Genomic DNA, 14453 nt, shown 5'->3' on the forward strand with positions numbered 1-14453 from the left:
ACCTCCGGGATCAGTGTCAGTTCTGAATGATCTCAACCGTATGGTTTTGTCCATCATCCTTCAGCGGTATTCTGTCATCAGGGAGGAGAACACCATCCAGCGTCACGCAATATTCTGCATCGCCGCGTGAAACACTAATCTGATAATGGCTTTCACCATATTGATAGGCCATAGAAAAAGACGACCACTCATCCGGTAACCTGGCATGAACACTAAAGTCAGTGCCGGAACGTTTTATACCCAGTAACTCCTCGGTAAGTAAACGCCAGGCCCAGCCTGCGGAACCGGTATACCAGCTCCACCCTGCACGTCCGGTATGGGGAGCGACGCTGTAGACATCAGCACTCATGACATAAGGCTCAGCTTTATAAATCCCGACAGAGTCCGCATTCAGGGTATGATTTATAGGGCTGAGCATTGACCAGAGTTGCCAGGCTCGTTCGGCATTCCCCATTCGGGCAAAGGCCATCACTGCCCAGATGGCGCCATGCGTATACTGCCCTCCGTTTTCCCGCACGCCGGGCAGGTACCCCTGTATGTAGCCCGGATTTGGACCGTGTCCGTCGAAAGGAGGCGTTAACAGTTTGATCAGCCCTCCTTCGTTATCCACAAGGTGCTTATCCAGCGCCTGCATGGCCTTTGCGCACCGTCCCGGGGTCGCGGCGCCGGACAATACAGACCAGCTCTGCGCAATCGCATCAATCCGGCAGTCCTGTGAGGTTTTCGAACCCAGGGGAGTACCATCGTCAAAATACCCGCGCCGGTACCATTCCCCATCCCAGGCGTGGGCTTCGAGATTACTTTGCAGGCGCAGAGCCTGTGAACGGCACATCGCGGCGACGCTTTCATCCAGCCTGCGCTCCGCCAGCGCTGCAAACCGCTGCAAAATGTCGTACAGGAAGAAGCCCAGCCAGACGCTTTCACCTTTGCCTTCGATGCCCACCCGGTTCATCCCGTCATTCCAGTCACCAGCCCCCATCAGCGGCAGGCCATGCTCCCCGAAGCGAAGTCCATAGTGAATAGCTTTGACGCAGTGTAACCAGAGTGTCTCTTCGGTGCCGCTGATGACCGGCGTGTCATAGACAGACTCTTCACCAGGCTGAAGCGAGCGTCCCTCCAGATAAGGAATGCGTATTTCCAGTGCATCCATATCCCCCGTCGTTTCAACATAGTGGCAAACAGCAAGCGGCAGCCAAAGATAGTCATCGGAACAGCGGGTACGCACACCGTTGCCGTGTGGCGGGTGCCACCAGTGCTGCACATCCCCCTCGATAAACTGCCGTGATGCACAGAGTATTATCTGTTCACGCATCCGGTTCGGAGCAGCGTGGCTCAGAGCCAGCGTATCCTGCAGCTGATCGCGAAAACCAAATGCACCGCCAGACTGATAGTAGCCACTCCGGGCCATAAGACGGCAGGCGACCGTCTGATAAAGCAGCCAACCATTAACCAGTAAATTTACGGACGTGTCGGGGGTATTAACTACGATTTTATCGAGAACATTGTGCCAGTGATTATGAATCCGGTTCAGCTCCTGGCGGACCGTATCCTCGTTCATGTAGCGGGCCAGCGTCTCCTGAGCACAAACATCATTCTCCTCTGCGCCGAGGATAAAAATAAACGTCCTCTGGTCCCCGTCAATTAATGTAACCGCCGATTGCACCGCTCCGCAGGGATCCAGACCGGCCCCCGTCTTACCAGAAAGCTTTTGCAGTTTCATGGCCGAAGGGGCGTGAAGGGAACCATTACGGCCAATAAACTCCCGGCGATCCCCTGTCAGAGAACAGTCATTACCGCTGACGGCAAAAAATGCAGTTCGGCCGCCACCATTATCACCATAAAAGTTATTCGCAAGCACCCCGCAGCCACCGGGCGTTCTGGCCACATGTGTCACAATGTGAGGGGCTGAGCGCGTTCGTGTTTCTCCGAGCGTCCACTCTACATAGCCTGTTACGGAAAGTTGACGTGTCCGTCCCGAGGAGTTACTGAGCGTCAGGAGCACCAGTTTAACCGGATCTTCCTCAGCAACCAGGACCGTCAACTCGCTGTCTATACCACTCTCACGATGGGCAAATACGCTGTAGCCAAAACCATGGCGGGTCAGGTAGTCACCGTGTCCGCGAACAGGTAAAGCCGTCGGCGACCAGCACTCCCCGCTCTCTTCATCGCGCAGGTAAAATGCCTCGCCGCTGCGATCGCTCACCGGATCGTTCTCCCACGGCGTCAACCGGTATTCATGGGCATTCTCATACCAGGTATAGGCCTGCCCTGCCTCTGAGATCACACTGCCAAAACGAGAATTTGCCAGTATGTTCGACCAGGGAGCCGGTGTAAGCGCATTTTCCCGAAGGACGATCTGATACTCCCGCCCATCCTGAGAAAATCCACCGTACCCATTGAAATGGCATAACTGACTGGTATCAGGGCTCCAGTCCGTATGTTGATTACGCTCGCGCACAGCACGCGGAATGAATGCCCTTGCCGGCGATTTCAGGGTATGAATACGCTGGTTAAGCTGCTCATTAATACCCCCTGCGCGGTCATCAAGATAAAGACAGGCCACGCTCATCAAAAGCAACTTATCCTCAGCGGAGAGATGCTCACCGTTCCGGACAAAAAGCCCGCCCTTTTTATCCAGCAGACTGGCTTCAGACCCGGCATAAATTAACTCCATAATCTGATTTTGTAATCCCTGCTGGTAGCCGCCGGGGCTGTTATTCAGGATAACCAAATCAACATCCAGCCCTTTCTGTCTCCAGTAACGGTGTGCCTGAATCAGTGTGGTCACTGAGGTGATACTTTCCTCGCTGGTTATACTCAGCAGCACTATCGGCAGATCCCCTGAAATTGCCCAGCCCCACAGTCCGGACTGGCCACGCCGGTTGCGGCCTATCGCCTGGCCTTCGGCGCGCAGCTCCTGGACAGGGTAAAGCACAGCGCTGGCGAGACTATTGAACAACGTGGCATCATCTTCACTGGCGTTCATCTGGCGCAATACCACCAGACTGTGAGACCAGGCCAGTTCAAAGACGCGATCGGCAATAGGGTAATCGCGATATTTCTCCAGCAACGCCAGGCTCTGCTGACGGGTCTCGCTGATGCCATAAATGATATCAATCGTAACCGGCTGCCCTGGCTGCAGAATGATGGCGTTGCGAATTGCCAGTATCGGATCCAGCACCGAGCCCGACGTGTTGCCTAGCATCCCTCCCGTCTCTATTGCCTGTGCATTCGCAGGGTTTCTGCCACGTCCAATAAACCTTGCCCTGTCCGTTTCAAACGACACGTTATGTCGGTTATCGCCGTGCACCACCATCATGTGAAACAGGCAAGGGCCCGGTTCATCCGGTGAGCGCGGGCGCCGGTGGCAAAGAATAGCGTCACGCTCAGGAGCCAGCTCAGTCTGAATAAACAAATTGCTGAATGCCGGGTGTGCCAGATCGCTGGCATCAGGTGCCAGTACCACTTCAGCATAGGTTGTCAGCTCCAGAGAGCGAGGCTTACGACCACGATGAATCAGTGTGAGCCGTCGCAATTCAACATCATCCTCCGGAGAGATCACCACCTGAGTTTTGACGCTGAGTCCCCCTAAGCTGCGTCTGAATTCTGCCCCCGCATCGGTGAACAACACTTCCTCGTCTTGTCCGCTGGTGTAGCCTGTTGGTTGCCAGGTATTGCTCCACACATCTCCCGTCTGGGTATCGCGGATGTAGCAGAATGCTCCCCAGTTATCACGGGTGGTATCACTGCGCCAGCGCGTTAGTGCAATATCATTCCAGCGACTGTAACCACCGCCGCCCGCGGTCAACATCAGATGATAATGGCCGTTGGACAGGAGTTGAATATCCGGGGAGGGGGTATCCACGCTATAGAAAATACGGGGTTCATAGCGAACGGGTTTGACCATGCCCTCATGAGATTCAAAATGACGGCGCGGACTGTACAGATCGACCGCATCCGGCACGCGCTCCTGTAACAGCAGACTCGCTGACCGGAATACCGTGCTGGACATAAAGCGTTCAGTCATGGGGGCGTCAAGCAGCACATGAGCCAGCGCCTGAAATGCCATACCCTGGTGATGCGCCATCCAGGACTGTACCACCGCATAGAGCTGACCGGTTGCAAGACGTGAGGGGGTATAGTCCAGCGCTTCATAAAAACCGTATTCTCCGCGTGCACCATTTTTTTGCAGCCTGAACAGGTTCTCACAGGCTCTCTGTGGGGAAACCATCAGCGCCAGCAGCGTGGCGTAAGGAGCAACAACCATGTCATCGGCAAGTCCCCTGCGTAGACCGAGCCCCGGTACGCCAAATGCCTGATACTGATAATTATGCTGAACATCAAAAGCATGATAGCCAGACTCTGAAACACCCCATGGTACCCCGCGTTCTTTCCCCCAGTGAATCTGGCGCATAACCGCCGACTGACTCATTTCATCGAGCAGGCTGCCGGGCCAGGTGGGCATCACCAGATTCGGCATCAGATATTCAAACATGGATCCGCTCCATGACATCAGGGCAGTTTCATTATCAATCGTGGTAAACAATCGACCCAGCGCGTACCAGCTTTTAAGAGGCAGCTGATTAGTCGCAATGGCAAGAAAACTGGTCAGGCGGATTTCAGACGGCAGGAGATCGTAGTGGCTTTTGTCAGGCATATTGGTGTCACAGTTATAACCGACGCTGAGCAGACTGGTTGCTTCACTGTACAGAAAGGCGAAATCCATCCGGGCATGCTCATCCAGCCGCTGTTCCAGCTCGGTGATAATATTGAGTCGCATTCGGGCCTGCTCCGCCACTGACGCCGGAGGCGTTCCTGTACCGGTTAATGTCGGACGGGCAAGCTCGCTCAGCGTCGGCAGCGTCTGTTCATTCCAGGATGCAGGCAACCAGCCAAGCAACAGAGACCACTCATGGCAAAGCTGAACCAGTTGATGCTCCAGATGTCCAGCCCAGCGCATCTGAAGAGGAGATCCCTGATGACATGCGCTGGTCAGATGGTTGCACTGGTTGCACATGCTTTTCAGTTCGCTGAAAAGCGCCTGCGGAGAGAGCGACACCGCGTTCAGGCAATGCTTGCGCAGCAGTCTCAGGCTGTCAGGTGGGTTCTTACCCCACTGTTTTTCCAGAATATCCAGCGTATCGTTCAGTCCTGCCAGTATCTGTTGGTTGCTTAAAACAGGCTGATGACGCATGGCGGACAGGCCTGCACGCAGGGTCAATAAATGCCCGGCCATATTGCCGCTGTCGACGCTGGAGATATAGCGTGGACTTAGGGGGGCCAGCGTACGGGTGTCATACCAGTTGTAGAGATGGCCCCGGTAGTGCTCCATTTTATCCATCGTGTCGAGCGTGAGCGACACGCGCCGGAGCGCCTCTCCGCCGGGCAGGTAGCCAAAGTCCCATGCCGTCAGGTTAGCCATAAGTGAAAGACCAATATTGGTAGGAGAAGTTCGGTGTGCCACCGTCGGTTGTGGTATTTCCTGATAATTATCAGGCGGAAGCCAGTTCTCTTTTGCTGTGGCAAATGTTTCAAAAAAAGCCCAGATTTCACGGCTTGTCTGGCGTAACAGCTGTTTTTGTTCCTGATTAGGCGAAAAAACCTTACGCACGGGCTGGCGACTCAGCCAGCTCATCAGCAGCGGTGCCACACACCATACCAAACCGATCGGTAACGCAATCCCCAGCAGCTGGGGGGCAAATTGTCCGGTCAGTATTGTCAGCGCCACGCCACCGGCAACGTTCAGCCACATCGCCTGATAAAAACGTGCAACAGTGGGTCTGGCCTGACTGCTGTCCTGGCTGTGGCTGACCCACTGGCTGAGGTGACGCCTGCTTATCCCCAGTCGCCATAGCGTCACGGCGATCGCTTTCAGCGAATATCCGGCTTCGTGCGGCAGTATCGCAAAATCAAGGCTGATACCTGACAGACGCTTTAGCGCGCCCGCCCCCACCATTAACAGATGCGGCTTCACGCGGCGACGCAGAGGTTTATGTAGAAGGTCGTGGCTGATGCAGAGGATGGCTGGCAACAGCCATATCAGCAACAGTATGCCCAGCCAGTAAACCGGGTTGGGTACCCAAAGCAGAGCGAAGAACAGCAATATCAGTAAGGAGGGGGCGACCAGACTGCGACGTAGATTATCGAGTAATTTCCAGTAAGAAAGCGCGGTCAGCGGATTCCTGACCCGGGTTCCATCGGCTTTTCTGACGCGTGGTTTTAGCCAGTTAAGCAGTTGCCAGTCACCCCGGATCCAGCGTGAACGTCGTGCAACATCCGACAGATAATTATTAGGGTACTGTTCGTACAGTAACACCTCGCTCAGCAGACCCGAACGTGCATAGCATCCTTCAAGCAGATCGTGGCTGAGTACCAGATTTTCCGGGCAGATGTTGGTAGTGGCCTGCATAAAAATATCAACATCGTAAATCCCTTTGCCCACAAACGAGCCTTCCCCAAAGAGATCCTGATAAATATCCGAAGACATCATCGAATAAGGGTTATTGCCCGGTACGCTGCTGCGCAGGGCTGCGTAACGCCCCTGACCGTTGCGTGGTATCTCCTCCGCAAGACCGGGCTGTAAAATACCGAATCCTTTGACAACCCTCTGGCGTACCGGATCATACTCAGGCGTATTCAGCGGATGCGCCATCGTCGCGACGAGTTTGTGTGCCGTATCGCGCGGGAGCACCGTATCGCTGTCCAGGGTAATGACGTATTTTATGTGACCCGGTAAAAGGTGGGCAGGCATCTCTGCAACGCTGACGAATTGCGTTCCGGGATGGCGCAACCAGCTGTTCAGTAACGCCAGTTTTCCCCGCTTGCGTTCATAGCCCATCCACGCTCCTTCCGAGGGGTTCCATTCAGGCTGGCGATGTAACAGATAAAAACGTGGTCGGCCGGAGGGGTAGCGGCGATTAAGCGCCTGCGTATCGGCGATAGCCTGTCTGAGCAGCGCGTGACTTTCCGGCGAGGGTTCATTTTCAGAATCAGCAAAATCAGTGAGCAGCGCGAACCTGAGATTTTCGTTTTCATTCCCCAACCAGCAGACTTCAAGACTGGTGAGGAGCTGGCTGAAACTTTCGTGGCTGGTCAACATGCAGGGAATGACTAACATGGTGGCACTGTCAGCGGGAATACCGGCTGAAAAATCCATCCCCGGTAAGGGTCGAGGAACGCGAAAACGGGTGGTTGCATCACTGAGCAAATCGCTCATTAACTGAGTTAATGCGATAATCAGAGGTAATATCACCGCGATCAATAGCCAGTCTGCGCCCTGCATGGCGGTTTCGTGCAATATTGCTGCGGTCGCTGCGGTTGTCAGCAACGCCAGGCTTCCAAGCCATGACAGCAGGGTTATTCTGTTGAAACTGTGCCGCAAGCGTATGAGCCTTGAGGCGTCTGCCAGGAGATGAATATCCAGCGCCTGTCGACCTTCGCCCGCAAGATAATAACCAACATGATGTTCCGGTGTATCGGGCGCTTTTTCCTCTGAAAGCGCCAGCACCTTCTCAGCAACCTCAGGCTCGCTGAGACCGCTGTCCCTGGCTAGAACCTCAACTACGTGCCGGTAATGATCCCGGGTATTGAAGTGCATCCGGGGATAGATGCCGGCAGGATCATTGCGTAATGCCTGTTCGACAACGCTTATCGTTTCGGCGAAATCAGCCCAGTCCGTTTCACTCAATAAACGCAGGCCCGCGATGCTGTTACTGACGGACAGCTGGCTGGCGGCAAGCTGCTGATTGAAACTATGTATGAGAACGTCAGTGGTGATCCCCTGTTCCCGAAGGCACTGATCAACCCAGGTCAGAGGTAACGACAGCGCGTTGCCATGCCCCTGCAGGCGCCGCACCAGCTCTGCGACAAACGCACTGGTTAACGGAGGTCGGGAGCGCGCCATATCGGCAACCACCATGATTAAATCACCAGGCGCACTCTCTGCGCATTCGACAATCCTTGTTATCCACGTATCAGCAAGGTTTCTGTCCTGCTGCGCTTTTATCACTTCCATACTGATACGACGAAGATTTTCAATCAGCGCAAGGCGCAGCATTCCCGGTAACGCCCAGACTTCACCCAGCGTCAGCGGCGTCACCTGTTGATAGGCAGTGAGATAGCTGGTCAGGCTGGCGGCATCCCAGCGGCCATCGCCGTGAGCAATGGCCTCTGATGCAATATGATAAATTCGTGGGCAATTCAGCGGCGATACAAGCGACGGAAGACCTTTGCCAAAGCTTTTCGGCAGATGCTGGCGGACAGTGCGGATTTGTTCCTCAATCAGATAATAATTGTCCAGCAGCCATTCACCGGCGGGCATGATACTGGTCTTTTTACCCGCGTTAAGCTCATAGCAGTTTTGGGTAATGACGGCCTCATTGTCGCCAAGCCGTTTCAGAAGATAATAAGGATGCCTATCCGGTGATACTTTATGAGTCCGCGCCAGCTTCTGGCCGTAGCGTTCCATCTGGACGGTCGAAAAGAGTTCTGACCGCGGCGAGCTTTCACCGGCAGGATTGTTCGCCGAAAACGTTATGTTTTCGGCAGCATTCATCAGAATACGGGAGCGGTTAAACCACGCTCTGGGGATCATTTTCATAGCATTGCTCTGATGCGACGTTAGCGCGCAGGAGCAGTTGCGAAATCAGTTCAGAAACGTTCTCTCAGGATGGGCGTCAGGCATCAGGGATTTAACAGCTGCCGGAATCTAACATAAGTATAGGACATGAGCTCTGTTCTGCGGTTTTGGTCGAGCTAGCGTCGGGAGATAAACAGAGCCTTACATCCGGGGCAAAGCATGGTCTGGTTGAGCCGGATTTTTGACAACGGTTGTACTGATTTTAAGCCACAAACAGGACAGGCAGCAGTGGCAGTAGACGCACTGCTGAAGAATTTCATTGCGTAATTGATAACAGACATAACCATTAACCTTTCAATGAATGAGCTTCACCGTACCACATGTGGTTAAGTTTTAATCTATCTATTTTGACACACTGAAAATCAGGAAAGATAAATGTTCGCAGCCACAGGCCCCCTGAGACCGTTTATCCGGCAAAACTCTATGCGGCTTCCAGGGATGAGTAATTCTGATTCGCGAGAGTTAACGGCTGAAATGTGAAGCAGAACGTCTTTTCGTCCATCAGATGGGATGATGAGGCCTTTACCACTAAGAATATCAAAGCTTTTGACAATTCCTGTCATTTTATGGGACAAGTCAATTCCTTATTGAAAACACGTAAAGACTATACATTGAAAATGGCATTCAGCCACTTTTATTTTCCCTACAGGACCTCTGGACGGCTAAAAGATAATTTGCTTATATCGATTCCCTGTGCCTTAATGAATCCCATCAGTTCGATGTACTAATGAAAGTTAGAAATTTTCCGGGCAGTTCTCATTACCAGGCGCTATCGTTGATATCCCCTCTTTTGAGTCCATATGTTTAATCCTATACGTTTACTATCAATACAATCATGTATAACGGAGTCAGTATGACCTCTAGAATTATGGGCCTGGTTAAATGGTTTAACGAAGACAAAGGTTTTGGCTTCATCTCTCCTCTTGATGGCAGCAAAGATATCTTTGTCCATTTGTCTGCACTTGATGGCGACAACTTTAAAACTTTATTTGAAGGTCAGAAAGTTGAATTCGCCATTCACCGCGGAGACAAGGGTCCTGCTGCTGCAAACGTAACACTTTGCGATAAATAATCATTGTGGGTCTGCGATAACTATAAAGGATTATTCCTGAGTAGACAGATCCATAACTTAAATCAGATGAAAGTCGTTTATTCATAATATCTGATCAGCATATTTTTCAAAATTATGAGTATGCTAACCGATGTGATGAAGTGCAGTACTACTGCATAAAAAGTCTAAAAGCACAAACTAACCACATGTTAAATAAGAAGTGCGTAATGGCTTTGACCTTAATGGCATCTGCCAGTTAATATCCACGAGAGAACAGGGTAATAGAATATGATTAAAGTCCTTGTTTTCTTTAATGCTGAATCCTGTAAAGTCATGACCGTTCTGGAAGGTATATCCTCTATCAGGCAGGAATATCCAAACGGTGAAGAAACACATCTTCGGATTATGTCTGCAGGTTTTCCTTCCTTAACTGGCGATCATGGTATTGTTTACGTGGCTACTGACAGGGAGTTAACGTCACAGGAGATACTTGATGCGGCCAGGAAATATTTATAGCATTTTTGTCATGCTCTCTGCTCCACGTTTAATTGCATGCTTACCCTATTTATCAGAATCGAACAAAAATGAGTTGAAAACATTTATGGCCTGCTAACAGCAGGCTTTTTTTTTACATTACACTTTTTTAGAAACACCTCTATAAAGAGAGAGTAATTCGCTACCTTCTGACAAAATGCAGGTGTCTCTCCCCTGCGTGCCATCTTGCCATTTGTGAAAAACCTTGCTAAGTGGCGGCGCTGTCTCTCCTCATTTTAAATCTCATCAGGTGTGACTGAAGCAATAAGTTATGAGGATATAAAAAGGCTCTCCGGATGACTCCTGGCATCATAGTTTTAAGTACCTTCAAAAACGCATGGACATTTCGTAGGAGTTGTAATTTAGTTCTTACACATTCTTCTTAATTTTTTCTTGCGACAAGAGATTTATATAAGTAGTCTAAACCTCGTTAATAACAATATGTCCCAATCGCATTAAAATGCTCAGTAAGAAAAATCGGGTCGATGAGCAACCGTCGACATTGGTATTTGCTGAACAACGAAAAAACTTTAAAAGGTCTCTTTATGTCAGATGCTCTAACACAGTTAAACAATATCCGTACCTTACGTTCTCAGACTCGTGAAATGTCATTAGATGTACTGGAAGATGTTCTGGAAAAGTTTAAAATTATTCTTATAGAACGACGAGAAGAAGAGACATTACGTCTTGCAAATGAAAGTCAGCGCCGCGATAAACTGGAAACACTTCGTCAGATGATGCTTGATGAGGGTATCGACCCCTCCGAACTTTTAGCTGCTATTGGCTCTCCGGGTAAGGCTAAAAGGACGCGCTCCCCCCGCCCCGCGAAGTATCGATATACTAACGAAACTGGAGAGTCAAAAACATGGTCAGGTCAGGGGCGAATGCCGAAGCGGATCTCAAATCTGATTGCTGAAGGTGGGGAATTAAAAGATTTTGAAATCAGCTAAAAAGAGCCGGGTAAAACCCGGCTCTTTTTTGTAAATGCCGCAAGTTGCCTTAGAGAATAGTCGAGAAACATTTAGTTCCGTCGATGTAGCCGAGGCGCTGTTTAAAATCACAGTGCTGCTTAAGGGAGAAACCGGTTATCTTGCAGATCGCTACAGCGAGTGAAAAAAGAGCCATCAGGAGCTTTCATTCCGAGTCAATCAGGACAAAAAATAACGTATGTTCTTCGTGAATCCATACTGCATGAGCTTAACAACGTCTGCCATTGGCACAAAGCCGATCTTCAGCCCTCCCTAAAGATTAATGAACACATCTAATAAACCCTAGCTAATTACCCCATCTAATCGAATAAATCAGTTTGCGTTATGCTTTTCCAACACAACAGCTGAAGGATAACGTCATGCAAACTGTAAAACTGAACAACGGTATTGAAATGCCCCTGCTGGGCTTTGGTGTCTTCCAGATGACGGATGCTGCTGAATGCGAAAGAGCGGTTATTGATGCGATCGATACGGGATACCGCCTGATCGATACCGCCGCGTCTTACCAGAATGAAACCCAGGTCGGGAACGCTCTGAAACAGAGCGGTATCGCGCGTAACGAACTTTTTGTAACGACCAAACTGTGGCTACAGGATACCAATTACGAAGGCGCTAAAGCCCAGTTCGAACGCTCCCTGAATCGGCTGCAACTTGATTACGTCGACCTGTATCTGATTCACCAGCCTTACGGCGATGTCCATGGGGCATGGCGTGCTATGGAAGAACTGCAGCAGGCAGGCAAAATTCGCGCCATTGGCGTCAGCAACTTCCATCCAGACCGACTGGCCGACCTTATCGCCTTTAACAAAGTGGCCCCTGCGGTAAACCAGATTGAAGTAAACCCCTTCAACCAGCAGCTGCATGCTGTTCCGTGGAATCAAAGCCATGGCATTCAACCGGAAGCCTGGGCACCGTTTGCTGAGGGTAAAAATGGCCTGTTCCAGCATCCCGTGTTAACGGCGATTGGCCAGAAGTACGGCAAAAGCGTGGGTCAGGTTGTGCTGCGTTGGATCTTCCAGCGAGGCATCGTTTCGCTGGCGAAATCGGTGCGCAAAGAACGCATGGAAGAGAACATCAACATTCTCGATTTTGAACTCAGCTCTGAAGATATGCTGCAGATTGCTGCCCTCGACACTGCAACCAGCGCCTTCTTCTCTCACCGCGACCCGGCGATGGTGGAATGGCTGACGGGCCGCAAACTTGATGTTTAAGTCCCGATAAAAGAGGTATTCATTCAATGCAAAAACGTTATCTGGGTAAATCCCGACTCGAAGTATCCGCGCTTGGGCTCGGTTGCATGGGCTTAAGCCACGGCTATGGTCCGGCGACCGATACTCGTCAGGCTATCGAGCTCATTCGCGCAGCGGTTGAACGTGGCGTCACCTTCTTCGATACCGCTGAAGTGTATGGACCTTTTCTTAATGAAGAGGTTGTCGGCGAAGCCTTAAAACCATTTCGTGACCACGTGGTCATCGCCACTAAGTTTGGTTTTACTTTTGGCGACGACAACAAGCAGCAGATTTTAAACAGCCGTCCGGAGCATATCCGTGAAGCTGTGGAAGGATCATTACGCCGTCTTAAGACTGATGTCATTGACCTGCTGTACCAACACCGTGTCGATCCAGATGTCCCGATTGAAGATGTTGCAGGAACGGTGAAAGACCTGATAGCTGAAGGCAAAGTCAAACATTTCGGTCTGTCCGAGGCTGGCGCGCTAACCATTCGTCGTGCGCATGCCGTACAACCGGTCACTGCCCTGCAAAGCGAATACTCAATGTGGTGGCGCGAACCGGAGCGGGAGATCCTGCCGTTACTGGAGGAACTGGGCATTGGTTTCGTTCCCTTCAGCCCATTAGGCAAAGGCTTCCTGACGGGATCTATTAAGCCAGGAACAACTTTTGGCATGGATGATTACCGCAGCACTGTGCCGCGTTTCGCCGAGCAGGCGATTGAAGCCAATGAAAAGCTGGTCGCATTGCTGGGTGAACTGGCGGCAGAGAAAGGTGTGACGTCTGCACAAATCGCTCTGGCATGGCTGCTGGCACAAAAGCCGTGGATTGTTCCTATCCCTGGTACAACCAAAATGCACCGGCTGGAGGAAAATCTGGGGGCTGCCGACATCATTCTTTCACAGGATGACTCACTGCAGATAACCCAGGCGCTTGAAACGATTAAAATCGTCGGCGAGCGTTACTCTCCTGAGCATCAGGCTCGCGTGGGCCGTTAATACCCGGACGGGTCTACGGACCCGTTATTCCGAGTAGCGAAGTGCATCGATCATCAACGCAAAAGCGGGCGGATGCTGCTTACGGCTCGGGTAATAAAGATAATATCCGGGGAAAGACGGACACCAGTCCTGCAGAACCTGAATAAGCTCTCCTGACTTTATATAATCCTGCACCCTGTCTTCAGGTATACAAGCGATGCCAAAACCGGATAACGCCGCATCAATCCTTTCCGCTTGCAGATTAAACGTGACCTGCCCTTCCACTCTGACCCGTAACGGTTTCCCATCCTTCTCAAACTCCCAGTGGTAAAGCCCACCGGCTGTTGGCAGGCGCATATTGATACACCGATGATTTTGTAGCTCGTGCGGCGTTTCAGGTGCAGGGTTTGCAGCGAAATAAGACGGTGCTCCCACCACAGCCATTCTCATGTCCGGCCCAATTCTTACCGCAATCATGTCTTTATCCACGCTTTCCCCCAGACGGATCCCGGCATCAAAACGCCCCTCAACAATATCGACAAAGCCGTTATCAACGACCAGTTCAACATTGATTTCCGGGTATTCCCTGAGGAAGGGTTTTAGCTTCGGCCATACCAGACTTCGCACGGCATGCTCCCCGGCAGATAAACGGATATTACCGGAGGCAGTGCCGTTCAGTTGAACCAGCGATTCCAGTTCCTGCTCGAGATCGGCAATACGCGGTTCAAGGCAGGCAATAATTCTCTCACCGGCCTCTGTAGGGGCAACGCTTCGGGTCGTGCGGGTCAGAAGGCGGATATTCAGCCTTTCCTCCAGGGCCTTCATCGCGTGGCTGAGTGCAGACTGAGAAACGCCCAGTTTGCCCGCTGCTTTGGTAAAACTTCGCTCCCTTGCCACCACAAGAAAGATTTGCAGTTCGTTGAAATTTTCTTTGAGCATCGGCGATTTCCTTATGGAGGCATTCCCTTCATCGCACACTCATGAAGGGTGTTCATAGACACAATCATTTTAGCCCTATTACTGACATTAATGATA

General features: G+C 51.4%; 9 protein-coding genes and 1 pseudogene. 6 read left to right on the top strand and 4 right to left on the bottom strand.

The genetic code is table 11. The annotated features are described in order from the left end of the window. Positions 1-16 precede the first annotated feature (16 nt). The 3 genes from KW829_RS16725 to cspF form a co-directional block, all read right to left on the bottom strand. Positions 17-8599 carry a GH36-type glycosyl hydrolase domain-containing protein gene (locus tag KW829_RS16725; protein WP_218308669.1) on the bottom strand — a complete coding sequence of 2861 codons (8583 nt, stop codon included), beginning with the start codon at positions 8597-8599 and terminating at the stop codon, positions 17-19. A gap of 155 nt (positions 8600-8754) precedes the next feature. After that, on the bottom strand, positions 8755-8925 hold the full coding sequence (locus tag KW829_RS16730; protein WP_305955329.1) for a YnfU family zinc-binding protein: 171 nt from the start codon (positions 8923-8925) through the stop codon (positions 8755-8757). A 75-nt stretch (positions 8926-9000) separates the two neighbouring features. Beyond that, positions 9001-9213, bottom strand: coding sequence for a cold shock-like protein CspF (cspF, locus tag KW829_RS16735; protein WP_001446195.1), 213 nt, complete (start codon positions 9211-9213; stop codon positions 9001-9003). 278 nt (positions 9214-9491) lie between these two features. On the opposite strand from cspF, the gene KW829_RS16740 reads away from it, so the two are divergent. From KW829_RS16740 to KW829_RS16765, 6 genes and pseudogenes are all read left to right on the top strand, one after another. Continuing rightward, positions 9492-9710, top strand: a complete 219-nt coding sequence (locus tag KW829_RS16740) for a cold shock domain-containing protein (protein ID WP_000203924.1) — start codon at positions 9492-9494, stop codon at positions 9708-9710. A 267-nt stretch (positions 9711-9977) separates the two neighbouring features. Beyond that, a complete protein-coding gene (locus KW829_RS16745) occupies positions 9978-10205 on the top strand; it encodes a hypothetical protein (RefSeq protein ID WP_010434226.1) in 228 nt (75 codons plus the stop codon). A gap of 563 nt (positions 10206-10768) precedes the next feature. Then, positions 10769-11173, top strand: coding sequence for an H-NS family nucleoid-associated regulatory protein (locus tag KW829_RS16750; protein ID WP_023303013.1), 405 nt, complete (start codon positions 10769-10771; stop codon positions 11171-11173). 52 nt (positions 11174-11225) lie between these two features. After that, positions 11226-11336 (top strand): annotated as a pseudogene (locus KW829_RS16755) (arsenical resistance protein ArsH); the annotation flags it as partial. A 235-nt stretch (positions 11337-11571) separates the two neighbouring features. After that, positions 11572-12423 (top strand): aldo/keto reductase, encoded by an 852-nt coding sequence (locus tag KW829_RS16760; protein WP_014226777.1) that lies wholly within the window; start codon positions 11572-11574, stop codon positions 12421-12423. A 26-nt stretch (positions 12424-12449) separates the two neighbouring features. After that, entirely contained in the window at positions 12450-13439 is a 990-nt protein-coding gene (locus KW829_RS16765; protein WP_014226778.1) for an aldo/keto reductase, read from the top strand. A gap of 24 nt (positions 13440-13463) precedes the next feature. Here KW829_RS16765 and KW829_RS16770 read toward each other — a convergent pair whose 3' ends face one another. Further along, positions 13464-14357, bottom strand: coding sequence for a LysR family transcriptional regulator (locus KW829_RS16770; RefSeq protein WP_014226779.1), 894 nt, complete (start codon positions 14355-14357; stop codon positions 13464-13466). Between the last annotated feature and the right edge of the window lie 96 nt (positions 14358-14453).

The organism is Enterobacter sp. ENT02, from assembly GCF_019219165.1.
GTDB lineage: Bacteria > Pseudomonadota > Gammaproteobacteria > Enterobacterales > Enterobacteriaceae > Enterobacter > Enterobacter mori.